Origin of the sequence: Acidovorax sp. HDW3, assembly GCF_011303755.1 — a bacterium.
Lineage (GTDB): Bacteria > Pseudomonadota > Gammaproteobacteria > Burkholderiales > Burkholderiaceae_C > Paenacidovorax.
The window spans coordinates 1,599,174-1,624,382 of record NZ_CP049885.1 but is presented as its reverse complement, the minus strand read 5'-3'; the positions used below and the strand labels follow the sequence as shown (position 1 = coordinate 1,624,382).

The 25,209-nt window shown below is 63.4% G+C and carries 21 protein-coding genes; 15 read left to right on the top strand and 6 right to left on the bottom strand.

Annotated elements, in window-relative coordinates:
• Window positions 1-9: 9 nt before the first annotated feature.
• The 5 genes from G7045_RS07335 to G7045_RS07315 form a co-directional block, all read right to left on the bottom strand.
• The gene (locus G7045_RS07335) at window positions 10-729 is read right to left on the bottom strand and encodes an ABC transporter ATP-binding protein (RefSeq protein ID WP_370521584.1); all 720 of its coding nucleotides are present in this window, start codon (window positions 727-729) and stop codon (window positions 10-12) included.
• Entirely contained in the window at window positions 729-1,502 is a 774-nt protein-coding gene (gene livG / locus G7045_RS07330; protein ID WP_166159035.1) for a high-affinity branched-chain amino acid ABC transporter ATP-binding protein LivG, read from the bottom strand. The genes G7045_RS07335 and livG overlap by 1 nt, the downstream gene beginning before the upstream one ends.
• Window positions 1,502-2,758 (bottom strand): high-affinity branched-chain amino acid ABC transporter permease LivM, encoded by a 1,257-nt coding sequence (locus G7045_RS07325; RefSeq protein ID WP_166159034.1) that lies wholly within the window; start codon window positions 2,756-2,758, stop codon window positions 1,502-1,504. Before G7045_RS07325 ends, livG begins: the two co-directional genes overlap by 1 nt.
• Window positions 2,758-3,684: a high-affinity branched-chain amino acid ABC transporter permease LivH gene (livH, locus tag G7045_RS07320; protein WP_166159033.1), complete on the bottom strand. Its 927-nt coding sequence runs from the start codon at window positions 3,682-3,684 to the stop codon at window positions 2,758-2,760. Before livH ends, G7045_RS07325 begins: the two co-directional genes overlap by 1 nt.
• Before the next feature lie 116 nt (window positions 3,685-3,800).
• A complete protein-coding gene (locus G7045_RS07315; RefSeq protein WP_166159032.1) occupies window positions 3,801-4,919 on the bottom strand; it encodes a branched-chain amino acid ABC transporter substrate-binding protein in 1,119 nt (372 codons plus the stop codon).
• 212 nt (window positions 4,920-5,131) lie between these two features.
• Here G7045_RS07315 and G7045_RS07310 point away from each other — a divergent pair, with 212 nt between their 5' ends.
• From G7045_RS07310 to G7045_RS07290, 5 genes are all read left to right on the top strand, one after another.
• Window positions 5,132-7,558 (top strand): YgiQ family radical SAM protein, encoded by a 2,427-nt coding sequence (locus G7045_RS07310; RefSeq protein ID WP_166159031.1) that lies wholly within the window; start codon window positions 5,132-5,134, stop codon window positions 7,556-7,558.
• Window positions 7,559-7,655: 97 nt separating this feature from the next.
• Window positions 7,656-9,578: a PrkA family serine protein kinase gene (locus G7045_RS07305; RefSeq protein WP_166159030.1), complete on the top strand. Its 1,923-nt coding sequence runs from the start codon at window positions 7,656-7,658 to the stop codon at window positions 9,576-9,578.
• A 33-nt stretch (window positions 9,579-9,611) separates the two neighbouring features.
• Window positions 9,612-10,880, top strand: a complete 1,269-nt coding sequence (locus G7045_RS07300; RefSeq protein WP_166159029.1) for a YeaH/YhbH family protein — start codon at window positions 9,612-9,614, stop codon at window positions 10,878-10,880.
• Window positions 10,877-12,505, top strand: a complete 1,629-nt coding sequence (locus G7045_RS07295; RefSeq protein WP_166159028.1) for a SpoVR family protein — start codon at window positions 10,877-10,879, stop codon at window positions 12,503-12,505. Before G7045_RS07300 ends, G7045_RS07295 begins: the two co-directional genes overlap by 4 nt.
• Window positions 12,506-12,560: 55 nt before the next feature.
• Window positions 12,561-14,612 carry a DUF262 domain-containing HNH endonuclease family protein gene (locus G7045_RS07290; RefSeq protein WP_166159027.1) on the top strand — a complete coding sequence of 684 codons (2,052 nt, stop codon included), beginning with the start codon at window positions 12,561-12,563 and terminating at the stop codon, window positions 14,610-14,612.
• Window positions 14,613-14,720: 108 nt separating this feature from the next.
• On the opposite strand, the gene fabI is transcribed toward G7045_RS07290, so the two are convergent.
• Complete coding sequence (gene fabI, locus G7045_RS07285) at window positions 14,721-15,521, bottom strand: enoyl-ACP reductase FabI (protein ID WP_166159026.1); 801 nt, start codon at window positions 15,519-15,521, stop codon at window positions 14,721-14,723.
• 71 nt (window positions 15,522-15,592) lie between these two features.
• Between fabI and G7045_RS07280 the strand changes: the two genes are divergently transcribed.
• From G7045_RS07280 to nusA, 10 genes are all read left to right on the top strand, one after another.
• The gene (locus G7045_RS07280) at window positions 15,593-17,422 is read left to right on the top strand and encodes an extracellular solute-binding protein (protein ID WP_166159025.1); all 1,830 of its coding nucleotides are present in this window, start codon (window positions 15,593-15,595) and stop codon (window positions 17,420-17,422) included.
• A gap of 52 nt (window positions 17,423-17,474) precedes the next feature.
• On the top strand, window positions 17,475-17,936 hold the full coding sequence (locus tag G7045_RS07275; protein ID WP_166159024.1) for an isoprenylcysteine carboxylmethyltransferase family protein: 462 nt from the start codon (window positions 17,475-17,477) through the stop codon (window positions 17,934-17,936).
• Between the two features lie 11 nt (window positions 17,937-17,947).
• Window positions 17,948-18,976 (top strand): microcin C ABC transporter permease YejB, encoded by a 1,029-nt coding sequence (locus G7045_RS07270; RefSeq protein WP_166159023.1) that lies wholly within the window; start codon window positions 17,948-17,950, stop codon window positions 18,974-18,976.
• A gap of 40 nt (window positions 18,977-19,016) precedes the next feature.
• The gene (locus G7045_RS07265; protein WP_240919311.1) at window positions 19,017-19,409 is read left to right on the top strand and encodes a nucleotidyltransferase domain-containing protein; all 393 of its coding nucleotides are present in this window, start codon (window positions 19,017-19,019) and stop codon (window positions 19,407-19,409) included.
• Window positions 19,399-19,815, top strand: coding sequence for a DUF86 domain-containing protein (locus G7045_RS07260; protein WP_166159021.1), 417 nt, complete (start codon window positions 19,399-19,401; stop codon window positions 19,813-19,815). The genes G7045_RS07265 and G7045_RS07260 overlap by 11 nt, the downstream gene beginning before the upstream one ends.
• Window positions 19,816-19,825: 10 nt before the next feature.
• On the top strand, window positions 19,826-20,857 hold the full coding sequence (locus tag G7045_RS07255; RefSeq protein ID WP_166159020.1) for an ABC transporter permease: 1,032 nt from the start codon (window positions 19,826-19,828) through the stop codon (window positions 20,855-20,857).
• Window positions 20,850-22,457, top strand: coding sequence for a dipeptide ABC transporter ATP-binding protein (locus G7045_RS07250; protein ID WP_240919176.1), 1,608 nt, complete (start codon window positions 20,850-20,852; stop codon window positions 22,455-22,457). Before G7045_RS07255 ends, G7045_RS07250 begins: the two co-directional genes overlap by 8 nt.
• 20 nt (window positions 22,458-22,477) lie before the next feature.
• Complete coding sequence (locus G7045_RS07245) at window positions 22,478-22,870, top strand: thioredoxin family protein (RefSeq protein WP_166159018.1); 393 nt, start codon at window positions 22,478-22,480, stop codon at window positions 22,868-22,870.
• Between the two features lie 170 nt (window positions 22,871-23,040).
• Window positions 23,041-23,628, top strand: a complete 588-nt coding sequence (gene rimP / locus G7045_RS07240; protein WP_166159017.1) for a ribosome maturation factor RimP — start codon at window positions 23,041-23,043, stop codon at window positions 23,626-23,628.
• 93 nt (window positions 23,629-23,721) lie between these two features.
• Window positions 23,722-25,206: a transcription termination factor NusA gene (nusA, locus tag G7045_RS07235; RefSeq protein ID WP_166159016.1), complete on the top strand. Its 1,485-nt coding sequence runs from the start codon at window positions 23,722-23,724 to the stop codon at window positions 25,204-25,206.
• The last annotated feature ends 3 nt before the right edge of the window (window positions 25,207-25,209 follow it).

Here is a 25,209-nt window from a genome sequence, read left to right as displayed (position 1 = left end):
GTTTGGCTTTTAGTGGCCGAGATAGGCCTTGCGCACCTCGGGGTTGGTGAGCAGGTTGGCGCCGGTGTCTTCGAGTACCACGCGCCCGGTCTCCAGCACGTAGCCCCGGTCGGCGATGGAGAGCGCACGGTTGGCGTTTTGCTCCACCAGGAACACCGTCACGCCGTTGGCGCGGATGGCCTGGATGATCTCGAAGATCTGCGCAATGATGAGCGGCGCCAGGCCCAGCGTCGGCTCGTCGAGCAGCAGCAGGCGCGGGCGGCTCATGAGTGCGCGGCCAATGGCCAGCATCTGCTGCTCACCGCCGCTCATGGTGCCGGCGCGCTGGTGGGCACGGTCTTTCAGGCGCGGAAAGAGCTTGAAGGCGTGCTCCATGCCTTCCTCGATGGCCAGCTTGTTCTGGAAGAAGCCGCCCATCTGCAGGTTCTCGATCACGGTCAGCGCCGGGAAGATGCGCCGCCCCTCGGGCGAGATGGCGATGCCCTTGCGCATGATGAGGTGCGAGGGCGCGTTGGTGATGTCCTCGCCTTCGTAGACGATGTGGCCGCTGCTGGCACGCGGGTTGCCGCAAAGCGTCATCAAGAGCGAGGTCTTGCCGGCGCCGTTGGAGCCGATCAGGGTCACGATCTCGCCCTGGTTGACGTGCAGGCTGACGTTGTTGACGGCGCAGATGGCGCCGTAGTGGGTGCTGATGCCCTTGAATTCGAGCATGGGGTGCGGCTGCGCCATCATTCTTCTCCCAGATAGGCTTTGATCACGCGCTCGTCCTGCTGGATGGCGTCGGGCGTGCCCAGGGCGATCGGGCGGCCATATTCCATCACCAGGATGCGCTCGGACACGCCCATCACCAGGCTCATGTCGTGCTCGATGAGCAGCACCGCCACGCCGTATTCCTGGCGCAGTTTCTCGATCAGGCCCTGCAGGTCTTTTTTCTCCTGTGGGTTCAGGCCGGCAGCGGGCTCGTCGAGCATGAGCACGCGCGGCTGGGTCACCATGCAGCGCGCGATCTCCAGGCGCCGCTGGTGGCCGTAGGCGAGGTTGCCGGCCTCGCGGTTGGCAAACTCGCGCAGGCCCATGTAGTCGAGCCAGTGCAGGGCGTTGGCCAGCGCTTTTTCCTCGCTCTGGCGGTAGCTGCGGGTTTTGAACAGGCCGGCCAGCAGGTTGGTGGACAGGTGGCGGTGCTGGGCGACGAGCAGGTTCTCCAGCACCGTCATGTGCTTGAACAGGCGCACGTTCTGGAAGGTGCGCACCAGGCCGTGCAGCGCCACGGCGTGGCTGCCCTGGCCGGCAATGTCGCGCCCTTGCAGGGCGATGGAGCCGGTGGTGGGGCGGTAAAAACCGCTGATGCAGTTGAACACTGTGGTCTTGCCGGCGCCGTTGGGGCCGATGATGGCGAAGATCTCGCGTTCCTTGACGTCAAAGGCGATGCCATCGACGGCCAGCAGGCCGCCAAAACGCATACTCAGCCCCTGCACTTGCAGAAAAGGGGTACTGCCGGCCATTACTTCACCTCCACGTGGTGGCGTTGCATGGGCAGCAGGCCCTGCGGGCGCCACACCATCATCAAAATCATTACCAGGCCGAAAATCAGCATCCGGTATTCGGCAAACTCACGCGCCACTTCGGGCAGGGCGGTAAGCAAGATGGCCGCCAGGATCACGCCCAGCTGCGAGCCCATGCCGCCGAGCACGACGATGGCCAAAATCAGTGCCGATTCGATGAAGGTGAACGATTCCGGGTTGACGATGCCCTGGCGCGCAGCAAAGAACGCGCCGCCAAAACCGGCGAACATGGCACCCAGCGTGAAGGCCGAGAGCTTGATCTTCATCGGGTTCAGGCCGAGCGAGCGGCAGGCGATCTCGTCCTCGCGCAGCGCCTCCCAGGCGCGGCCAATCGGCATACGGATCAGGCGGTTGCTGATGGCCAGCGTGACCACCGCCAGCAAAAGCGCCATCAGGTACAGGAAGATCACCATGTGCATGGAGTTGAACTCCAGGCCGAAGAACTGGTGGAAGGTGGTGGCACCTTCGACCGAGGGGCTGCGCGCCAGCTCCAGGCCAAAGACGCTGGGCTTGGGGATGCTGGAGATGCCGTCGGGCCCGCCGGTCCAATCGACCAGGTTCACCAGCAGCAGGCGGATGATTTCGCCAAAGCCCAGCGTGACGATGGCCAGGTAGTCGCCGCGCAGGCGCAGCACCGGAAAGCCCAGCACAAAGCCAAACAGGGCCGAGGCGGCACCCGCCAGCGGCAGCGCTTCCCAGAACGTCCAGCCGGCCCAGTGAAACAGCAGGGCGTAGGTGTAGGCGCCGACGGCGTAGAAGCCGACAAAGCCCAGGTCCAGCAGGCCGGCAAAGCCCACGACCACGTTCAGGCCCAGGCCGAGCATGACGTAAATCATGGCCAGGGTGGCGATATCGACGGCGTTGCGGCCGGCAAAGAACGGCCAGGTAACGGCGGCGAGCAGTGCCACCGTCAGCCAGATGCCGCGTTGGCGCTGCGGAATGCTGGGCAGGCTTGGCAAGGGAAGGCGCACTTTGCTGGCGGCAAAGTAGGGGCGCAGCATTTGCACCACGAACACCAGCAGACAGGCCCAGGCGACGCTGCTCCAGTGCTGCGCGATGATGGTGCGCATACCGGCGCGCTCCAGGTGCAAGCCAAAGATCGGCGTGACGACGATGGCCGTGAGCACTGTGGCGATCAGGGCATGGCCCAGGTTCTGGCGCCAGTGGGGGCGGGAGGAAGCGATAGCGGTGCTCATCAGACTTTCTCCACTTCAGGTTTGCCCAGCAGGCCCGTGGGGCGGAACAGCAAGATCAGCACCAAGAGGCCAAAGGCCACGATGTCCTTGTATTCCGACGAGATATAAGCCGCCGCAAAGGTCTCGGCCACGCCCAGCAGCACGCCGCCGAGCATGGCGCCGGGAATCGAGCCAATGCCGCCGAGCACGGCTGCCGTGAACGCCTTGACGCCGACGATGAAGCCGATGAAGGGGTTGAGCTTGCCCACGGCGAGCGCAATCAGCACGCCGCCCACGGCCGCCAGCACGGCGCCGAGGATGAAGGTGAAGGAGATCACGCGGTTGACGTCGATGCCGAGCAGCCCGGCCATGTGCATGTCCTGCGAGCAGGCGCGGCTGGCGCGGCCCATGCGCGAGTGCCGGATGTACAGCGTCAGGGCAATCATCAGCACCACGGTGACGGCGATGATGAGCACGCGCGTGTAGGGCACGAAAATTTCAAAGCCACCCTCTTCGCCAAAGCGCAGTGCGCCTGGCAGCAGCGAGGGCACGGCCATGTCGCGCGCGCCTTGGCCCAGGGCCACCCAGTTTTGTAAAAAGATCGACATGCCGATGGCCGAGATCAGCGCCACCAGGCGGGGGCTGCTGCGCAGGGGCTTGTAGGCCACCTGCTCGACGACAAAGCCGTACACCCCGGTCACCAGCACCGCCACCAATAGCATCAGGGCGATGACCACTGGAATAGGCAGTGTGCTTTGCGTGCCCAGGCTGGCCAGGGTGACCAGGCCGGCGTAGGCACCGATCATGTAAATTTCGCCGTGCGCGAAGTTGATCATGCCGATGATGCCGTACACCATGGTGTAGCCAATGGCAATCAGCGCATAGATCGCTCCGAGCGACAGGCCGTTAAAGAGCTGTTGTATCAGCTGCGGCAGGAATTCAGACATCCTGGGCCTCTTGATAAAGAGTTGGGATCACAAGGGCGATACCCTGAAAAAAACGGAAAAACCCCGACAGCCCTCAACCTTGTGGGGAGAGCGTCGGGGCAGAGAGGGAAAAACGCTTACTTGGCGACCGTTTTGGTGCCGTCCTTATGCCATTCGAAAACCTGGAAATCGAACGACTTCAGGTCGCCGCTCTTGTTCCAGCTGATGGCGCCCAGAGGCGTCTCGAAAGTGGCCTTGTGCAGGTGCTCGGCCACCTTGGCCGGATCGTCACCGACGGCCTTGATGCTGTCGAGGATGACCTGCGCTGCTGCGTAGGAAGTCAGCTGGAAGGCACCTGAAGCATCACGCTTCTTGTCCTTGAAGGCCTTGACGATGGCGGCGTTCTTGGGGTTGGCCGAGAAGTCGGCTGGCAGTGTCAGCAACATGCCTTCGACGGCGGGGCCGGCAATGGCGTTGACTTCGGGGTTGCCCACGCCCTCGGGGCCCATCATCTTGACCTTCAGGCCCTGCTCGCCCGCTTGGCGCAGCAGCAGGCCCATTTCAGGGTGGTAGCCGCCGTAGTAGACGAAATCGATGCCTGCGCTCTTGAGCTTGGTGATGACGGCGGAGTAGTCGCTGTCGCCGGCGTTGATGCCTTCGAACAGGGCGACGTTGATGCCGGCCTTCTTCAGGTCGTCACGCACGGAGGCGGCAATGCCCTGGCCGTAGGACTGCTTGTCGTGCAGAACGGCAACCTTTTTGGGTTTGACTTTCTCGGCGATGAACTTGGCGGCGGCGGGGCCCTGCTGGTCGTCACGGCCGATGGTGCGGAAGATGAAGTGGAAGTTCTTGCCTTCGGTCAGCGCCGGCGAGGTGGCCGACGGGGTGACGACGACCACGCCTTCGTTGTTGTAGATCGGGGCAGCGGCAATGGTGGCGCCCGAGCACACGGGGCCGACGACGTAATGGATCTTGTCGTTGATCACGCGGTTGGCAGCGACCGGGCCCTGCTTGGGTTCGCAAGCGTCATCGACGACGACGAGCTCGACCTTCTTGCCATTGATACCACCGGCGGCGTTGACCATTTCAACAGCGGTCGTGGCGCCTTCTTTGACCATGTCACCGTACTGGGTCACGGGGCCGGTCGCGGGGCCGACCAGCGCAATTTTGATTTGTGCGTGGGCGCCGGCCATGAACAGGGCGCCTGCTGCGCCCATGGCTGCTACCACGGCTTTCATACGAAAAGAGGTATTCATGGTGTCTCCTGGGTACCTTGAATGAACACAAAAAAGGCGCTTGACCGGAAACTTATGGTTCCTCAGCCCCGCCCGAACGGAAGCCGCGAGTCTAACGGCTTCCGGGGAGCGTTTTGCCTGTTTTGCATCAAGGAGAAACCCCAGAGTGGCTGTGCGAAGCGCTTGCACACTACACTCGCGCGCCCACCCCCACCTGCTTTGAATTGCCTGCCATGAACGCCTTGGTTGACGTTTCCTTTTTCCCGCGCGCTGCCAAGCCGATCACCAGCTACAAGCCGTTCTGGGCCAAGCGCTTCGGCCCCGCGCCCTTCCTGCCCATGAGCCGCGAGGAGATGGCGCAGCTCGGCTGGGACAGCTGCGACGTGATCCTGGTCACGGGCGATGCCTATGTCGATCACCCGAGCTTCGGCATGGCCGTGATCGGGCGTACCTTGGAAGCGCAGGGCTTTCGCGTCGGCATCATCGCCCAGCCCGATTGGCAGAGCGCCGAGCCCTTCAAGGTGCTGGGCAAGCCCAACCTGTTCTGGGGCGTGACGGCGGGCAACATGGATTCCATGATCAACCGCTACACGGCCGACCGAAAAATCCGCAGCGACGACGCCTACACCCCCGGCGCCGAGGGCAACCACCGCCCGGACCGCGCCGCCATCGTCTACAGCCAGCGCTGCCGCGAGGCGTACAAGGACGTGCCCATCGTCCTCGGTGGCATGGAAGGCAGCCTGCGCCGCATCGCCCACTACGACTACTGGAGCGACAAGGTGCGCCGCTCCATCGTGGTCGATAGCAAATGCGACCTGCTGCTCTACGGCAACGCCGAGCGCGCGCTGGTCGATATTGCCCACCGCCTGGCGCGGCGCGAGCCCATCGCGCACATCACCGACCTGCGCGGCACCTCCTTCATCCGCCGCCCGGGCGACGAGACCAGCCAGGGCTGGATGGAGATCGACTCGACCGAGGTCGATCAGCCCGGCCCGGTGGAGGCACACACCAATCCCTACCAGACCACCAGCGAGCAGGCGGCGGCGCAGGGCGCGAGCTGCGCCAAGGAAGATGCTCCTGATTTGATAGCTGGTAGCGCTTGTTCTACGGGCGCTAGCGGCCAAAATGCCTCTGAAAAGCCACTGCAATTCATGCCTAACCCGGCGCTGGTGAGCAAAAAAGCCCTGCAGCGGGAGAAAACCGTCATCCGCCTGCCCAGCTACGAGCAGGTCAAGAGCGACCCCGTGCTCTACGCCCACGCCAGCCGCGTCTTTCACCTGGAGACCAACCCCGGCAACGCCCGCGCCCTGGTGCAGGCGCACGGCGAGGGCGCGACGGCGCGCGACGTGTGGCAGAACCCGCCGCCCATTCCGCTGACCACGGCGGAGATGGACCACATTTTTGATCTGCCCTACGCGCGCAGCCCGCACCCGCGCTACGCCGACGAGCAGGGCCGCCACGACGGCGCCACCAAAATCCCGGCCTGGGAGGTGATCCGCTTCTCCATCAACATCATGCGCGGCTGCTTTGGCGGCTGCACCTTCTGCTCCATCACCGAGCACGAGGGGCGCATCATCCAGAGCCGCTCCGAGGATTCCATCCTGCGCGAGATCGAGGACGTGCGCGACAAGGTGCAGGGCTTTACCGGCACCATCTCTGACCTGGGCGGGCCCACGGCCAATATGTACCGCCTGGGCTGCCGCACGCCCGAGATCGAGGCCGCCTGCCGCAAACCGAGCTGCGTTTATCCCGGCATCTGCCAGAACCTGACCACCAACCACGACCCGCTGATTTCCATCTACAAAAAGGGCCGGGCGATCAAGGGCATCAAGAAAATTCTGATTGGCTCGGGCCTGCGCTACGACCTGGCGATCCAGTCGCCCGAGTACGTCAAGGAGCTGGTGCAGCACCATGTGGGTGGCTACCTGAAGATTGCCCCCGAGCACACCGAGGCCGGGCCGCTGACCAAGATGATGAAGCCCGGCATCGGCAACTACGACAAGTTCAAGGTCTTGTTCGAGAAGTACACCGAGGAAGCCGGCAAGAAGCAGTTTTTGATTCCGTACTTCATCGCCGCCCACCCCGGCACCAGCGACGAGGACATGATGAACCTCGCCATCTGGCTGAAGAAAAACGGCTTTCGCGCTGACCAGGTGCAAACCTTTTATCCCAGCACCATGGCCACGGCCACGGCCATGTACCACACGGGCATCAACACCTTGAAGGGCGTGCACCGCGACGAACGCGGCGAAAAGGTGGACGTGGTGCGCGGTGAGAAGCGCCGGCGCCTGCACAAGGCCTTTTTGCGCTACCACGACCCGGCCAACTGGCCGCTGTTGCGCGACGCGCTCAAGGCCATGGGCCGCGCCGATTTGATCGGCAACGGCAAGCACCACCTCATCCCCACCTGGCAGCCACTGCCCGGCCAATGCAGCAAGGCGGACAAGGGCAAGTACCACGTCATACCGACCATGGCGCTCGACAGCGCACGCCAGTCGGCTGCGCAGGGCAAGGCGCAGGCGCAGGGACAGGCCAAGGTGCAAGGCGCACCGGGTAAAAAGCCGCAGCCCGGCCAGCTGCTGACGCAGCACACCGGCCTGCCGCCGCGCGCCGGCACACGTGCCCCGTCGGCACCGCGCCGGCCTGCAGCCAAGCGCTGAAGCACCCGCTGTTGCCCCCATAAATCCCCTGTTCAAAGCAGCACGCCGGTGCTACAACGAATTGCACCGCTAGGCCGCAATCGTCACAGGAGGATTTATGGACGCCATCAGCCACTTCACCGCACGTTACGCGCGGGGGCGCGAAGAGGAAATGTCGATTGACGAGTACCTGGCGGAATGCAAGCGCGATCCCATGGTGTACGCCACGGCAGCGCAGCGCATGTTGGCCGCTATTGGTGAGCCCGAGATGCTCGATACGCGCAACGACCCGCAGCTCTCGCGCCTGTTTGCCAACAAAGTCATCCGCCGTTATCCGGCCTTTGCCGAGTTCTACGGCATGGAGGACGCCATCGAGCAGGTGGTGAGCTTTTTCCGCCACGCGGCGCAGGGGCTGGAGGAGCGCAAGCAAATCCTCTACCTGCTCGGCCCCGTGGGCGGTGGTAAAAGCTCGATTGCCGAGCGCCTCAAGTACCTGATGCAGAAGGTGCCGTTCTACGCCCTCAAGGGCTCGCCGGTGAACGAGTCGCCCCTGGGCCTGTTCGATCCGCAGGAGGACGGCCCCATCCTGCAGGAGCAGTTTGGCATTCCGCCGCGCTATCTGGCGCGCGTGCTCTCGCCCTGGGCCGTCAAGCGGCTCGAAGAATACGGCGGCGACATTCGCCAGTTTCGCGTCATCAAGCGCTACCCCAGCATCTTGAAACAGATCGCCATTGCCAAGACCGAGCCGGGCGATGAGAACAACCAGGATATTTCCAGCCTGGTGGGCAAGGTCGATATTCGCCAGCTGGAAAATTTTGGCCAGGACGATACCGACGCCTACAGTTATTCGGGCGGCCTGTGTTTGGCCAACCAGGGTTTGCTTGAATTTGTGGAAATGTTCAAGGCCCCCATCAAAGTGCTGCACCCGCTGCTGACGGCGACGCAGGAGGGTAACTACAAGGGCACCGAGGGCTTTGGCGCCATTCCGTTCGATGGCATGGTGCTGGCGCACAGCAACGAGAGCGAGTGGAAGGCATTTCGCAACAACAAGAACAACGAGGCGTTTCTCGATCGCATCTATATCGTCAAGGTGCCGTACTGCCTGCGCGTGAGCGAAGAAATTCGCATTTACGAAAAGCTTATTCGGGAATCGTCGCTCGCGCAGGCCGTGTGCGCGCCGGGCACGCTCAAGATGATGGCGCAGTTTGCCATTCTTACGCGCCTGAAAGAGTCGGAAAACTCCAGCCTGTTCAGCAAAATGAAGGTCTATGACGGGCAAAGCCTCAAAGACACCGATCCGCGCGCCAAGAGCTACCAGGAGTACCGCGACTACGCCGGCGTCGATGAGGGCATGAGCGGCATCTCCACGCGCTTTGCCTTCAAAATTTTGTCCAAGGTATTCAACTACGACAGCACCGAAGTGGCGGCCAACCCGGTGCATCTGATGTACGTGCTGGAGCAGCAGATTGGGCGCGAGCAGTTTCCGGCCGAGCTGGAGACGAAATACACCGGATTTATCAAGGAATATCTCTCGCCGCGCTACGCCGAGTTCATCGGCAAAGAGATACAAACCGCTTACCTTGAAAGTTATAGCGAGTACGGGCAAAACATTTTTGACCGCTATGTGACCTATGCCGACTATTGGATTCAGGACAGCGAATACCGCGACACCGATACCGGCGAAGTATTTGATCGCAACGCCCTCAATGCCGAGCTGGAGAAGATTGAAAAACCCGCCGGCATTGCCAATCCCAAGGATTTTCGCAACGAAATCGTCAACTTTGTGCTGCGTGCGCGCGCCAACCACCAGGGCAAAAACCCGGCCTGGACGAGCTATGAAAAGCTGCGCCTGGTGATCGAGAAAAAAATGTTCTCCAACACCGAGGAGCTGCTGCCCGTCATCAGCTTCAACGCCAAGGCCAGCGCCGAGGATGCGCGCAAGCACGAAGATTTCGTCACCCGCATGGAATCCAAGGGCTACACCTCCAAGCAGGTGCGCCTGCTGTGCGAGTGGTACCTGCGCGTGCGCAAGAGCAGCTGAAACCGCCTGCGGGCAAGGGGAGGGCGCAGCACCATGGCCATGCAAATCATCGACCGCAGACTCGCCGGCAAAAACAAGTCGGTGGGCAACCGTGAACGCTTCATCCGCCGCTACAAGGCGCAGATCACCGAGAGCGTGCGCCGCGCCGTGGGCGAGCGCGATATCCGCCACATCGAGCAGGCCGAGAACATCACCATCCCGAAGAAAAACATCCAGGAGCCGGTTTTTCACCATGGCCGGGGTGGGGTGCGCGACATGGTGCACCCAGGCAACAGCGACTACGTGCGTGGCGACCGCATTGCCCGCCCCGAGGGCGGCGCCGGCGGGCGCGGTGGCCAGGCCAGCGACAGCGGCGAAGGCGAGGACGACTTCACCTTCACCCTGTCCAAAGAGGAGTTCATGCAGCTCTTTTTTGACGACCTTGCGCTGCCGCGTCTGCTGCGCACGCACCTGGGCGACAACCCGCAGTGGAAGAACCGCCGCGCCGGCTACAACCACGACGGCACGCCCAACAACCTGGCGCTGCTGCGCACCATGCGCGGCGCCCTGGGGCGGCGCATTGCCCTGACCCGCCAGCCGCAGCAGCACTGGCAGCAGCTGCAGCAGCAGCTCGATGCCCTGCTGGCGCAGGACGACGGCACGAGCGAGGAGGCCGCCGCCCTGCAGCGCCAGATTCAGGCCCTGAAAGAGCGCGTGGCGCGGGTGCCGTACCTCGACCCCATCGACCTGCGCTTTCGTGCCCACACCAAGGTGCCCGTGCCCAACAGCCAGGCGGTGATGTTTTGCGTCATGGACGTCTCGGGCTCCATGGACCAGGCGCGCAAAGACCTGGCCAAGCGTTTTTTCATTCTGCTGTACCTGTTTTTGACGCGGCATTACGAAAAAATCGACATCGTTTTCATCCGTCACCACACCCAGGCGAGTGAAGTGAGTGAGGATGAATTTTTTCACTCCCAGGAAACCGGCGGCACCGTGGTCAGCAGTGCGCTGGAGCTGCTCGCTGACACCATGCGCGCACGCTACCCCGTGGGCGACTGGAATATCTACGTTGCCCAGGCCAGCGATGGCGACAACTTCACCAACGACAGCGGCAACTGCCGCAACCTGCTGGTGGACAAGATCCTGCCCCTGGTGCGCTACTTTGCCTACGTGCAGGTAGCCCCTGAGGAGCAAAACCTGTGGGAGGAATACGCCCAGCTGCTGCCCCTGTATCCGCAGTTTGCGATGCGCAAGGTGGCCGATGCGAGCGAGATCTACCCCGTGTTCCGGGATTTGTTCAAGAAAGAGGGGGTGCCGGTATGAACCTCTCCCTGTACCCCGTGCTTGAGCGGCGCAATGGCGACAACCCCTGGAAAGTCGCCGCCACCGGCGAGCGCCGCCAGCGCAGCGTGCCCGCAGACTTGCTGCCCGCCGGCCAGCGCCCGGCCCAGCCCCTGCCTGACCCGAGCGACTGGACGTTCGAGCTCATCGAGCGCTACCACGCCGTCATTGCCGAGACTGCCGAACGCTTTGGCCTCGATACCTACCCCAACCAGCTCGAAGTCATCACCGCCGAGCAAATGATGGACGCCTACGCCAGCGTGGGTATGCCCGTCAACTACCGCCACTGGAGCTATGGCAAAGAATTCTTGGCCACCGAGCGCCGCTACCGGCGTGGCCACATGGGGCTGGCCTACGAGATCGTCATCAACGCCAACCCCTGCATCAGCTACCTGATGGAAGAAAACACCACCGCCATGCAGGCGCTGGTGATTGCTCACGCCGCCTACGGCCACAACAGCTTCTTCAAAGGCAACTACCTGTTTCGCCTCTGGACGGACGCCGGCAGCATCATCGACTATCTGGTCTATGCCCGCGACTACATGGCCCAGTGCGAGGAGCGCTACGGCTGGGAGGCGGTCGAGCAGTTGCTCGACTCCTGCCACGCGCTGGCGCATTTTGGGGTCGATCGCTATCGCCGCCCGTCAAAGAAAAGCCTGGCGCGCGAGCGCCTGGAGCGCAGCGAGCGCGAAGCCTACGCGCAGCAGCAAGTCAACGAGCTTTGGCGCACTCTGCCCGTGCGCCCCGGCAAAGATGCCGCCACCCAGGCACAAGAGCGCTTTCCCTGCGAGCCGCAGGAAAACCTGCTGTACTTCATCGAGAAAAATGCCCCCCTGCTCGAACCGTGGCAGCGCGAGATCGTGCGCATCGTGCGCAAGGTGGCGCAATACTTCTACCCCCAGCGCCAGACCCAGGTGATGAACGAAGGCTGGGCCACCTTCTGGCATTACACGCTGATGAACACCCTCTACGACGAGGGCTGGTTGACCGACGGCGTGATGATCGAATGGCTGTCCTCGCACACCAACGTCATCTACCAGCCCCCGGTGGGCCACCCGGCGTACAGCGGCATCAACCCCTACGCCCTGGGCTTTGGCATGTACCGCGACATCCAGCGCATCTGCCAGGCCCCGACCGAGGAAGACCGGCACTGGTTCCCCGACATCGCCGGCCAGCCCTGGCTGCCCACGCTGGATCACGCCATGCGCAACTTCAAGGACGAGAGCTTCATCGGCCAGTTCCTGAGCCCGCACCTGATGCGCAGCCTGCGCCTGTTCGCCATCCACGACGACACCGCGCAAAGCGAGCTGCTGGTCAGCGCCATCCACGACGAAGACGGCTACCGCCAGCTGCGCCAGACCCTGTCGCAGCAGTACGACCTGGGCACGCGCGAGCCCAACATCCAAGTCTGGAACGTGAACCTGCGCGGCGACCGCAGCCTGACCCTGCGCCACACCCAATACCAGGGCCGCCCGCTGGGCGAGAGCACGGTGGAGGTGCTCAAGCACGTCGCCCGGCTGTGGGGCTTTGGCGTGCAGATTGAAAGTGTGGACGGCAAGGGCGGCAACCCCGTGCTGCTGCACCGGGTGGCGGCGCCGACGGGTTGAGGAGGCAGCCGAACCATAGAATGGGCTGGTATTTAACAACCCATTGCGTTTTTTTATGCAGCCGAGCAAAACCACCGTTATTGGCCTTTTTAACGCTCCTTTTCAGTACCAAATTCCTATTTTTCAGCGGGGGTACGTTTGGACGCTGGAAAAACAGGTGGCGCCACTGTGGTTCGATATTCAAAACCAGGCGGATGCGCTGCTCGAACGCCAGCAACTGGCTCCGGCAGCCGTGGCTGCCCTGCGGCCCTTACCCAAGCATTTTCTGGGCTCCATCGTCATGACGCCAGTGCCCAATGCTTTTGGGCGCGTCCCCATGTACGAGGTAATCGATGGTCAGCAGCGCAGCACCACCTTGCATCTGTTGCTATTGGCGTTGCGCCACGCTGCGCAAGATAGTGACCAGATGAATGTGGCACAAATGGTAGCTGCCGTCGTGCGCAATCCAGGCCCCTATGTGGTGGATGCCAACGATCACCACAAAGTTTGGCCCACGCAGGCTGGGCGCCAGGAAATGAAGGCGCTGCATACCGCCAGCTCGGTTGCGGATGTGTGCGCGGCTTACCCGGCGCGTGATGGTCGCAATCGGATGGATCGGCCCTTGATGGTGCAGACCTTTTTGTATCTGTATCACGTCTGCCTGGCTTATCTGCATGGTGTGGATTTGTCTGACTCCGCCCCGCGCGCCGATGGCGTTGATCCCGATCGCAGCCACAGCGACGCACTGGTGGCCGCCCTTCGCAATACCAATGCCGTAGCGCCAGTGGCAGCAGTGGGCAAGGCGGATGTACTTCGTGCCCAGGCGCTGTATATGGCGCTGGCAGACCAGGTGCAGCTGATGACTTTGTCGCTGGACGTGGATGATGATCCCCAGGTGATTTTTGAAACCCTGAATGCGCGTGGAGAACCGCTGTTGGCATCCGATCTGGTTCGCAATTTTTTATTCCTGGAGGCCGCGCGCCAAGGCCAGGCGGTAGATATGTTGTATGCCAGCTATTGGAGTGATTTTGATCAGGTAGCAACGGGAAAAAATACCGTGACGGCCAACCGCTACTGGCGTGACAAGGAAAAGCAGGGGCGTTTGTTGCACCCGCGCATTGATCTGTTTTTCTACCATTACGCAGTGCTTCGGTGCCAGGAAACCACCCTTGTCGGCCATGTGTTCCAGGCGTTCAAGGGCTGGTGGTTGCAGGCTCCGCGCGATTTGGAAGTCGAGCTGCGGCGTATCCAAACCAGCAGTCGTCACTTTGGGGCGCTGATTTCGCCTCAGGGAACGGGCTATTTGGCTGAATTTGCTCGCCTGCTGAAGGCATTGGATGTAGGAACGGTTACCCCGGTGGTGCTGGCGCTGCGTGAGCGCCTGGAGGACGACAGTGCCGAACTTCAGCAGGCTTTGGGCGACTTGGCTTCTTACCTTGTGCGCCGCAGCGTCTGCGGCTTAACGACGAAGGGCTATAACCGTTTCTTTTTGCGTGTGCTGCAAGCGGTTTGCGCTGCCGAAAAGCCCCACGAGGCGTTGCGCCAGGCCTTGCTGGACGCCTCGGCGGCCAGCGAGTGCTGGCCCGACGATCAATCGTTTGGCGATCAGTGGCTCACACGCCCGGTTTATACCGAACTCAAGTCTGGCAAGGTGTGCGCCCTGCTGCGTGCTCTGGAGTACGCCGCACGCGGTGCCAAACAGGGCAGCCAGGATGTGCCAACTGTCTTGACGGTGGAGCATGTCATGCCACAAAGCTGGGACAAGGTACCGAGTTATCAGGTAGCAGGTATGGGAGATGCGCAGCGCCAGACACGACAACTGGCTTTGCATGGTTTTGGCAATCTGACGCTGTTGACCAGTGCGCTGAACAGCAGCGTCAGCAATGGTCCTTTTGCCGATAGCCATGATGGGCAAGGAAACATGGTGCTGGGCAAGCGCTCCCTGTTGGGGCAGAGCGCCTTGTTAATGAATGCGGCCTGGTTTCATCGCAGCGATTTGCAGCAATGGGACGAGGCCGCCATGCGCACGCGCGGGCAGGCCTTGCAACGCGCCGCTTTGCTGTTGTGGGCACGACCTGCAAAACAGCCTACGGCGGATGCCATGTTCGCCGCTTTGGCGAAACGTTGAATAGTAAAAAAGATAGCTGCTAGCGCTTGACTGGTAAGCGTTAGAGGCCAAAATCATAGAGAAACCCCTGTCCTGCGATGCAGGCCAGGGGCAGTTGGTGCAGGCGCTTTACACCTGATCGGCCGACAGCCCCGCCGTCTGGCTGAAGCCGCCGTCCACATAGGTGATCTCGGCGGTCACGCCGCTAGCCAGGTCGCTCAGCAAAAAGGCGGCGACGTTGCCCACGTCCTCGATGGTCACGTTGCGGCGCAGCGGCGCGGCGTCGGCCACGCGGCCCAGGAGCTTGCCGAAGTCCTTGATGCCGCTGGCCGCCAGCGTCTTGATGGGGCCGGCAGAAATGCCGTTGGCGCGGATGGCGCGGCCATCTGCCGTGCGGCCCACGGCCTCGGCCAAGTAGCGCACGCTCGCTTCCAGGCTGGCCTTGGCCAGGCCCATGGTGTTGTAGTTGGGAATGCTGCGCAGCGCGCCCAGGTAGGAGAGCGTCAGCAGCGCGGATTTGTCGTTCAGGTAGGGCAGGGCGGCCTTGGCCATGGCGGGGAAGCTGTAGGCGCTGATGTCGTGCGCCACGCGAAAGCCCTCGCGCGAGAGGCCGTCGAGAAAGTTGCCGGCAATCGCCTCGCGCGGGGCAAAGCCGATGCTGTGCACAAAGCCGTCAAACTTCGGCCAGGTGGCCGAGAGGTCGGCAAACATTTTTTCGATCTGCGCATCGTCGGCCACGTCGCAATCGAACACCAGCGTGGAGCCAAACTCGGCGGCAAACTCGGTGATGCGGTCTTTGAAGCGCTCGCCCACGTAGCTGAAGGCCAGCTCTGCGCCCTGCTGGTGGCAGGCGCGGGCAATGCCGTAGGCGATGGAACGGTTGGACAGCACGCCCGTGATGAGCAGCTTTTTGCCGGCGAGAAAGCCCATGTTGGTTCTCCTGAAAATGAGGGGGAAATACGTTGTGCAAGCGCTGTGCGCGCCTGGTGCAGAATTGTCTCATGCAGTTCCGGCGCCTTTTTTTGCTCGCTTTTTTTGGTTTTTGGGCCCAGCCGACCTGGGCTGCCCACGCCTACGCCCTGTGGGGCCAGCCGCGCTACCCGGCGGGGTTTGAGCATTTCGCCTACGCCAACCCCCAGGCGCCCAAGGGCGGCGAGTTGCGCCTGGTGAGCAACCTGCGCACCTCCACGTTCGACAAATACAACCCCTTCACCATCAAGGGCAGCGCGCCGGCCTACCTGTCGGACTTGCTGTTCGACAGCCTGCTGGTGGGCTCCATGGACGAAACCGCCACCGGCTACGGCCTGCTGGCCGAAGATGTGCAGGTGGCCGCCGACGGCCTCTCGGCCACCTTTCGCCTGCGCAGCGAGGCGCGCTTTCACGACGGCGCTCCGGTGCAGGCCGAGGACGTGAAGCACAGCTTTGACACCCTGATGGGCCCCTACACCTCGCCGGGCTACAAAACCCTGCTCACCGACGTGGCTGCCGCCGAGGTGCTGGATGCGCGCACCATCCGCTTTCGCTTCAAAAAACCCAACCGCGAGCTGCCCCTGACCGTGGGTGGCCTGCCCGTGTTCAGCCGCGCCTGGGGGCTGGGCGAAGACGGCAAGCCCAAGCCGTTCGACCAGGTGGTGACCGACACCCCCATCGGCAGCGGCCCCTACCGCATCGGCCCGGTGAACTTTGGCAAAGACATTACCTACCTGCGCGACCCCCACTACTGGGCGCAGAACCTGAACGTGCGCCGGGGCCAGTGGAACTTCGCACGCGTGAACGTGAAGATCTACAAGGACGGCACGGCGCGGCTCGAAGCGCTGAAGGCGGGCGAGTTCGACCTGATGCGCTTTTTCAGCGCCGGGGACTGGGCGCGGCGCGTGAACGGCAAAAAATTTGACAGCGGTGAGCTGGTCAAGGGCGACTTTGCCCACCAGCTGCCCGCCGGTTTCCAGAGCTACGTGCTCAACACCCGCCGCCCGCTGCTCAAGGACGCGCGCGTGCGCCAGGCGCTGGATTTGGCGCTGGATTTCGAGTGGATGAACCGCCAGATGTTCTACGGCTCGTATCGGCGCGTGCACAGCCTGTTCGGCAACACCGCCTGCGAGGCGACGGGCGCGCCCACGCCTGAGGAGCTGGCGCTGCTCAACCCCTGGCGCGCGCAGCTGCCCGCCGCCACCTTCGGCACGATGGTCCAGCCGCCCAGCACCCACCCACCCTCGTCGCTGCGCGCCAACCTGCGCCGCGCCCAGGCGCTGCTGCAGGATGCTGGCTGGCAGGTGCAGGGCGGCGTGCTGCGCGCCGTCAACGTGCCCGGCGTGGCCGCAGGCACGCCCCTGGTGCTGGAATACATGGACAGCAACGAAGGCGGGATGCGCGTGGTCGCCCCCTGGATGCGCAACCTGGAAAAGCTCGGCATCACGCTCAAATTCCGCTCGGTGGACTTCGCGCTGTACCAGCAGCGGCTGCAGAAGTTTGATTTCGACATCACCTCGCTCGCCTTCCAGGGCACGAACAACCCCGGCCAGGAGTTTGCCGACCTGTTTGGCAGCCAGGCCGCCGACACCGAGGATTCGGGCAACTTCGCCGGCGTGAAAAGCCCGGCGGTCGATGCGCTCATCGCCGCCATGGTCAGCGCCAAGACCGAGCAGCAACTGCGCCCGGCCTGCCACGCGCTCGACCGCGTCATCTGGCACAGCCACTACTTTGTGCCCCAGTGGTACGCCAGCACCCACCGCATGGCCTACAACGCCTGGCGCCTGGAGCGCCCCGAGGCCCTGCCGCCGTATTCGCCGGGGGAGATGTGGGCGGTGATGACCTGGTGGGCAAAAAAATGATAGCTGCTCGCGCTTGCCTGGCGGGCGCTAGAGCCTGTTTTTACCCTCAAAAATGCATTTTCTAGAGCACAAAATCCCCCCGCCCATCGTCGCCCTGGCCTGCGCCGCGCTGGCCTGGGTTGCCGGCGCCTGGTGGCCGCTGTGGCCCTTGCCCGAGGCGCTGCGCCTGCCGCTGGCGCTGCCGTGCGCGCTGCTCGGCCTGGCGCTCGATGGCTGGAGCCTGTGGAACTTTCGCCGCCAGCGCACCACGGCCAACCCCCTGGCGCCGGGGCGTGCCAGCGCGGTGGTGCAAAGCGGGCCGTACTGCTTCACACGCAACCCCATGTACCTGGGGCTGGCGCTGCTGCTGCTGGCGCTGTGTCTGTGGCGCGGCCAGCCGCTGGGGCTGGTGGCGCTGGTTTTGTTTGTGGCCTACATCACGCGCTTTCAAATCCAGCCGGAGGAGCGGGCGCTCTTGGCCAAATTTGGCGCGCCGTATGCCGACTACCTGCGCCGCGTGCGCCGTTGGCTGTAAATTTCGTCCCCATGCTTGCCTACATCGCCAAACGCCTGCTGCTCATGCTGCCCACGCTGCTGGGCGTGTTGCTGCTGACCTTTGCCGTCATCCAGTTCGTGCCTGGTGGCCCGGTGGAGCAGTACCTGGCCGAGGCCAAGGCGGGCGCTGGCGGCAGCGCCGAGGGCGGCGGCCTGGCCTACCGGGGAGCGCAGGGGGTGGACCCCAAGCGCCTGGAGCAGATCAAGGCGCTCTACGGTTTTGACAAACCCGCGCACCAGCGTTTTGCCGAGATGCTGGGGCGTTTTGCCCGCTTTGACCTGGGGCGCAGCTTTTTTCAGAACAAGGACGTGTGGCAGCTGGTGAAGGAAAAGCTGCCCGTCTCCATCAGCCTGGGGCTGTGGACGTTTTTCATCAGCTACCTGGTGGCCGTGCCCCTGGGCGTGGCCAAGGCGGTGCGTGCCGGTTCGCGCTTTGATTTGCTGACCACGCTGCTCATTCTGGTGGGCTACGCCATTCCGGGCTTTGTACTGGGCGTGGCGCTGCTGGTGATTTTTGGCGGCCAGCTGCAGTGGTTTCCGCTGCGCGGGCTGACGTCGGCGAACTGGGACGAGCTTTCCTGGGGTGCGCGCATCGTGGACTACCTCTGGCACATCGCCCTGCCGGTGACGGCGATGGTGGCGGGCAGCTTTGCCGTGACCGCCATGCTGACGAAGAACGCCTTTTTGGAAGAAATCCGCAAGCAATACGTGCTCACGGCGCGCGCCAAGGGCCTTTCCGAGCGCCAGGTGCTCTACGGCCATGTGTTTCGCAATGCGCTCATTCCCATCGTTACCGGCTTTCCGGCGGCTTTTATTGGCGCATTCTTTGCCGGCTCGTTGCTGATCGAGACGCTGTTCTCGCTCGACGGCCTGGGCCTCTTGAGCTACGAGAGCGTGATCCGGCGCGACTACCCCGTCGTGCTGGGCACGCTGTACCTGTTCACGCTCATCGGGCTGGTGACCAAGCTGGTGTCTGATCTTTGTTATGTGTGGGTGGATCCGCGTGTCAAATTCGATTAAGGCCACCGCTGACACCCCCACGCACACCGTGGCTGCCCCATTGGTTGAGCGCCTGGTGGCCACACTGCAAGCGCGCGTGCCGGGGCTGCTGGCGGTGTATGGTTTTGGTAGCCGCGTGCAGGGTACGGCGGGGCAGGGCAGTGATTTGGACATGGCCGTGTTGGTGGCCGGTTACGCCGATGCGCTGCTGCTGTGGCAGCTTGCGGGTGAACTGGCCGATAGGGCGGGCTGCACCGTCGATTTGCTTGATTTGCGCGCAGCATCGACGGTGATGCAGTACCAAGTCATCACCCAGGGGGTGCGTTGGTGGGCGCGCGATGCGCAGGCCAGCTTGTACGAGAGCACCATCCTGAGTGAGAAAACAGCCCTGGACGCCGCGCGCGCGGGCTTGTTGGCCGATATTCGAGAAACAGGGACGGTGTATGGCAGATGATGTGCTGATCAACAAGGCGGCCACGATAGAGCGTTGCGTTGGGCGTGCACGCGAGGAGTATTTCAGCGACCCGGCCACTTTTGCTACCAACTTCAGCCGCCAGGATGCCGCCATCTTGAATATCCAGCGCGCCTGTGAGGCGGCGCTCGATATGGGGCAGCACCTGATTCGGCGCGACCGCTTGGGTGTGCCGCAAAGTGCCCGTGACGTGTTCGCCCTGCTGGCCCGCGCTGGTCGGATTGCGCCGCAATTGGCCGAGGGCTTGCAGCGCATGGTGGGGTTTCGCAACATCGCGGTGCATGACTACCAGAGCCTGCAGCTGCCGATCACCGTCACCATCATCGAAAAGCACCTCGATGAGTTTTTGCAGTACAGCATGAGCCTGCTGCAGCACGACCGTGGTTAGGCGCTGGCCCATGGAAAGACACCTCTCCCCCACCCGCCGCGCCTGGCAGCGCTTTCAGCGCAACCGCCTGGGTTACTGGAGCCTGCTGCTGTTTGCCGCCCTGGTGCTGCTGAGCTTGTGCGCCGAGCTGGTCAGCAACGACCGCCCCCTGCTGGTGCGCTACCAGGGCCAGACCTACTTTCCCATCGCCCAGGACTACCCGGAAAAAACCTTTGGCGGCGACTTTGACACGCCCACCGACTACCTCGATCCCTTTATCCGCCAGCAGATCACCAGCGGCGGCAACTGGGCGCTCTACACCCTCAACCCCTACGGCGCGAGCACCATCAACTACTTTGCCCAGCAGCCCAACCCGGCACCGCCTTCGGCTGCCAACTGGCTGGGCACCGACGACCGGGGGCGCGACCTGCTGGCGCAGCTGCTCTACGGCTTTCGCGTCAGCGTGCTCTTTGGCCTGGCGCTGACGGTGACGGGCGTGCTGCTGGGGGTGCTTACGGGCGCCATCCAGGGGTTTTTTGGCGGCAAGGTGGATCTGGCCTTTCAGCGCTTCATCGAAATCTGGGGCTCCATGCCCGAGCTGTACCTGCTCATCATCTTCAGCGCCGTGCTCGCGCCCAGCGTCGGGTTGCTGCTGGTGCTGCTGAGTCTGTTTGGCTGGATGGGGCTGTCGGACTACGTGCGTGCCGAGTTTTTGCGCAACCGCCAGCTCGACTACGTCAAAGCCGCGCGCGCCCTGGGCCTGCCCAACCGGCAGATCATGCTGCGCCACATCCTGCCCAACAGCCTGACGCCGGTGGTCACCTTCCTGCCGTTTCGCATGAGCGCAGCGATTTTGGCGCTGACCTCGCTCGACTTCCTCGGCCTGGGCGTGCCGCCGGGAACGCCGTCGCTGGGCGAATTGCTGAGCCAGGGCAAGAACAACATCGACGCCTGGTGGATATCGCTTTCCACGTTCGCTGTGCTGGTACTCACCCTGCTGCTGCTGACTTTTATGGGCGACGCGCTGCGCGATGCGCTCGACCCTCGAAAAAACCATGGCTGAAAAACTCCTGCAAGTGCGCGGCCTGCGCGTGCGCTTTGGCGCCAAAGAGGTGGTGCACGGCATCGACCTGGACATCGCCCCGGGTGAAAAACTCGCCCTGGTGGGCGAATCGGGCTCGGGCAAGAGCATCAGCGCGCTCAGCCTGCTGCGACTGGTGGATGGGGCGCAAATCTCCGGCCAAGCCTTGCTGGGCCAGCGCGACCTGCTACAACTTTCTGAGCGCGAGATGCGCGCCGTGCGCGGCAGCGAGATTGCCATGGTGTTCCAGGAGCCGATGACGGCGCTCAACCCCCTCATGACCATAGGCCGCCAGATTGCCGAGGTTTTGGAGCTAAAAAAGGCGCTAACGCCCGCCCAGAGCGCGCAAGCAGCTATTGAATTGCTAGCAAACACCGGCATCCCCGAGCCCGCACGCCGCGCGCGCAGCTACCCGCACCAGCTCTCGGGCGGGCAGCGCCAGCGCGCCATGATCGCCATGGCCCTGGCCTGCGAGCCGACGCTGCTGCTGGCCGATGAGCCCACGACGGCGCTGGACGTGGCCCTGCGCGGGCAAATCCTCGATCTGCTGGCCGACTTGCAGCGGCGCAACGGCATGGCCGTGCTCTTGATTACGCACGACCTGCACCTGGTGCGCCGCTTTGCCGACCGCGTCGCCGTGATGGAGCAAGGCCATCTGGTCGAGCAGGGCAGCGTGGCGCAGATTTTTGCCGCGCCAGCGCACCCCTATACCCAGCGTTTGATCGCCAGCCAGCCCCGGCGCGACGTGGTTGAAGCGCCGCTGGGCGCCGATACCCCGCCCGTGCTGCAGACCGACCACTTGCGCGTGACCTACCCCACGGCGCTGCCGGGCGTGCGCGGCTGGTTCCAAAAAGGCGTGTTCGTGGCCGTGCAGGGTGCCAGCCTGCGCCTGCTGCCTGGGCGCACCCTGGGCGTGGTGGGCGAATCGGGCTCGGGCAAATCCACTCTGGCGCAGGCCGTGCTCGGGCTGCTGCCGAGCACGGGGGCACTGCAGCTGGCGGGCCAAGGCTGGGAGCTGCCCGCCATCCACAACAGCGCGCCCAACCAGCGCCTGCGCCGCCAGGTGCAGGTGGTGTTCCAGGACCCGTTTTCCTCGCTCTCACCGCGCCTGACGGTGGAAGAAATCGTGGGCGAGGGCCTGCAGGTGCACGAGCCCGCGCTCGATGCCGCGCAGCGGCGCGTGCGCGTGCTGCAAGCCTTGGCCGAGGTGGGGCTCGATGAGGTGCAGTTCCCCGGCCTGCTGGCACGCTATCCGCACGAGTTTTCCGGCGGCCAGCGCCAGCGCCTGGCCGTTGCGCGCGCGCTCATCGTGCAGCCGCGCCTGTTGGTGCTCGACGAACCCACGAGTGCGCTCGATGTCACCATCCAGCAGCAGGTGCTGGCGCTGCTGCAGCGCCTGCAAAAAGAGCGCGGCCTGGCCTATTTGCTCATCACGCACGATGTGGCCGTGGTGCGCGCCATGGCGCACGAGGTGCTGGTGATGAAGGACGGCGCCGTGCTCGAACACGGCAGCGTGCACCAAGTGCTCGATGCGCCGCAGCACGCCTACACCCGGCAGCTGGTAGCGGCGGCGCTACCATGACGGCCTTTGCTTGCCTTGCCATGAACCACCCCGCTGCAACCGATACTGCTGCTGCCGCCGCTGCGCCCGCCGTCGCTGATTGGGCCGTCTGGTGCCTGTGCGCCGCCTGGTGCCGCGTGTGCGGCGAGTACCGCCATGCTTTCGATGCCCTGGCCGCCGCCCAACCGCAGCTGCGCTGGGTGTGGCTCGATGTGGAAGACGAGGAGGCGCTGCTGGGCGACCTGGATGTGGAAACCTTCCCCACGCTGCTGATTGCCGATGGCCACCAGGCGCGTTTTCTGGGCCCGTTGCTGCCGCAAATCGGGGTGCTCGAACGGCTGTTGTCGAGCTTGCAGCAGGGCGGGGCGGGGCTCGCGCCATGTTCGGCGCAGGCCCAGGAGCTGTTCTTGCGCCTGCGCACCGTGCAGGGCTGAGCCTTTGCAGATCAATGCGTTACCGGGTACAATCGCCGCTTCACGACCAAACGGGCGGGTTACCACCGCCCGTTTTTTTTGGTCCAACGGATTGTGGAGCTCGAAGCTGCCGCGCCGCAGGCGTGGTGGTTGTCGGGTTTTTTGTATTTCTCTGATGGAATTGGAGCCCCGTGGCATTGCAGCAAATCGTCGAACAAACCGTGACCGGCTTGGGTTACGACCTGGTGGAGATCGATCGCTCCGCCGGGGGCTTGTTGCGCATCACCATCGACTGGCCCTGGCAGCCGGCGCCCGAGGGTACGCAGCCCCTGCCCGAGCAGTTCGTAACGGTCGAAGATTGCGAAAAAATCACGCGCCAGCTGCAGTTTGCGCTAGAGGTCGAGAACGTCGAGTACGCGCGCCTGGAGGTTTCCTCTCCCGGTATTGATCGCCTGCTGCGCAGCGATGCCGACTTTGAGCGTTTCGCAGGTGAAGTCATCGACATCACCCTCAAGGCCCCCATTGGCGCTGCGGCGCAGGGGCAGGTGAATGCGAACCGGAAAAAATTTCGGGGGCAGCTCGAACGGGTGCAGGGCGGTGGCTGGCAAATCGTCTGGAGCGATGAGCCACCGGTCAAACCCGGCCAGCGTGTGAGCAAAAAACGGGTGCCCGCACCGCTGCAGGCGCTGGGCTTTACCTTCGATGAGCTGCGCGAAGCACGCCTGGCCCCCATTGTGAGCTTCAAGGGACGTGCGGCCAAGGCGCCGGCGCAGGACTGAGGCGCGGCGGCGGGTCAAGGGTTGGAAAAAAGTGGGGGGCGGGCTCAATCGGGCCGCCGCCCGGATGCATAGGAAAAACAGGAGAGTCGTTGCATGAATCGCGAACTGTTGATGCTGGTCGATGCCATCTCGCGCGAGAAAAACGTCGAGCGCGATGTGGTGTTCGGCGCAGTTGAATTGGCACTGGCACAGGCCACCAAGAAGCTGTACGAGGGTGAGGTGGACATTCGCGTCGCTATCGACCGCGATAGCGGCAACTACGAAACTTTCCGTCGCTGGCTGGTCGTGCCCGACGATGCCGGTCTGCAAAATCCCGACGCCGAAGAGCTGCTGATGGATGCGCAAGACCGCGCCGAGGGCATCGAGGTCGGGCAGTACATCGAGGAAATGATCGAATCCCTGCCCATTGGCCGCATCGGCGCCATGGCTGCCAAGCAGGTCATCCTGCAGAAAATCCGCGACGCCGAGCGCGAGATGCTGCTCAACGACTTCATGAGCCGGGGTGAGAAGATTTTTACCGGCACCGTCAAGCGCATGGACAAGGGCGACATCATCGTCGAGTCCGGTCGCGTGGAAGGCCGCCTGCGCCGCAGCGAGATGATTCCGAAAGAAAACCTGCGCAGCGGCGACCGCGTGCGCGCCATGATCATGGATGTGGACCTGACGCTGCGCGGCGCGCCTATCATCCTCTCGCGCTCGGCGCCCGAGTTCATGATCGAGCTGTTTCGCAACGAAGTGCCCGAGATCGAGCAGGGCCTGCTGGAGATAAAAACCTGTGCCCGTGATGCAGGTAGCCGCGCCAAGATCGCCGTGCTCAGCCACGACAAGCGTGTCGATCCCATCGGCACCTGCGTGGGCGTGCGTGGTACGCGTGTCAACGCCGTCACCAACGAGCTGGCGGGCGAGCGCGTCGATATCGTGCTCTGGAGCGAAGACCCGGCGCAGTTCGTGATCGGCGCGCTGGCGCCGGCCAACGTGCAGTCCATCGTCGTCGATGAAGAAAAGCACGCCATGGACGTGGTGGTCGATGAAGAAAACCTGGCGATTGCGATTGGCCGTGGCGGCCAGAACGTGCGCCTGGCGTCGGATCTGACGGGCTGGAAAATCAACATCATGGATGCGGCAGAAAGCGCGCAAAAGCAGGCCGAGGAAACCAGCGTTACGCGCCAGCTGTTCATGGAAAAGCTCGACGTGGACGAGGAAATTGCCGACATCCTGATCCAAGAAGGCTTTGGCAGCCTCGAAGAAGTGGCCTACGTGCCGCTGCAGGAAATGCTCGACATCGAGAGCTTTGACGAAGATACGGTCAACGAGCTGCGCGCCCGCGCCAAGGCAGCGTTGTTGACCATGGAAATTGCCCGCGAAGAAAGCGTGGGCAGTGCCTCTGAGGATCTGCGTGACCTCGAAGGCTTGACGCCCGAACTGCTGGCTCAATTGTCTGCAGGCGGCGTGCACACACGTGACGATCTGGCCGATCTGGCCATTGACGAATTGACCGAACTGACCGGCCAGTCCGCCGACGATGCAAAAGCCTTGATCATGAAGGCTCGCGCGCACTGGTTCACGGGACAAGAGTAAGGG

Coding starts and splice junctions, on each gene's coding strand:
- G7045_RS07335 (WP_370521584.1), bottom strand. CDS start 729: ATGGCGCAGCCGCACCCCATGCTCGAATTCAAGGGCATCAGCACCCAC.
- livG (WP_166159035.1), bottom strand. CDS start 1,502: ATGGCCGGCAGTACCCCTTTTCTGCAAGTGCAGGGGCTGAGTATGCGT.
- G7045_RS07325 (WP_166159034.1), bottom strand. CDS start 2,758: ATGAGCACCGCTATCGCTTCCTCCCGCCCCCACTGGCGCCAGAACCTG.
- livH (WP_166159033.1), bottom strand. CDS start 3,684: ATGTCTGAATTCCTGCCGCAGCTGATACAACAGCTCTTTAACGGCCTG.
- G7045_RS07315 (WP_166159032.1), bottom strand. CDS start 4,919: ATGAATACCTCTTTTCGTATGAAAGCCGTGGTAGCAGCCATGGGCGCA.
- G7045_RS07310 (WP_166159031.1), top strand. CDS start 5,132: ATGAACGCCTTGGTTGACGTTTCCTTTTTCCCGCGCGCTGCCAAGCCG.
- G7045_RS07305 (WP_166159030.1), top strand. CDS start 7,656: ATGGACGCCATCAGCCACTTCACCGCACGTTACGCGCGGGGGCGCGAA.
- G7045_RS07300 (WP_166159029.1), top strand. CDS start 9,612: ATGGCCATGCAAATCATCGACCGCAGACTCGCCGGCAAAAACAAGTCG.
- G7045_RS07295 (WP_166159028.1), top strand. CDS start 10,877: ATGAACCTCTCCCTGTACCCCGTGCTTGAGCGGCGCAATGGCGACAAC.
- G7045_RS07290 (WP_166159027.1), top strand. CDS start 12,561: ATGCAGCCGAGCAAAACCACCGTTATTGGCCTTTTTAACGCTCCTTTT.
- fabI (WP_166159026.1), bottom strand. CDS start 15,521: ATGGGCTTTCTCGCCGGCAAAAAGCTGCTCATCACGGGCGTGCTGTCC.
- G7045_RS07280 (WP_166159025.1), top strand. CDS start 15,593: ATGCAGTTCCGGCGCCTTTTTTTGCTCGCTTTTTTTGGTTTTTGGGCC.
- G7045_RS07275 (WP_166159024.1), top strand. CDS start 17,475: ATGCATTTTCTAGAGCACAAAATCCCCCCGCCCATCGTCGCCCTGGCC.
- G7045_RS07270 (WP_166159023.1), top strand. CDS start 17,948: ATGCTTGCCTACATCGCCAAACGCCTGCTGCTCATGCTGCCCACGCTG.
- G7045_RS07260 (WP_166159021.1), top strand. CDS start 19,399: ATGGCAGATGATGTGCTGATCAACAAGGCGGCCACGATAGAGCGTTGC.
- G7045_RS07255 (WP_166159020.1), top strand. CDS start 19,826: ATGGAAAGACACCTCTCCCCCACCCGCCGCGCCTGGCAGCGCTTTCAG.
- G7045_RS07250 (WP_240919176.1), top strand. CDS start 20,850: ATGGCTGAAAAACTCCTGCAAGTGCGCGGCCTGCGCGTGCGCTTTGGC.
- G7045_RS07245 (WP_166159018.1), top strand. CDS start 22,478: ATGAACCACCCCGCTGCAACCGATACTGCTGCTGCCGCCGCTGCGCCC.
- nusA (WP_166159016.1), top strand. CDS start 23,722: ATGAATCGCGAACTGTTGATGCTGGTCGATGCCATCTCGCGCGAGAAA.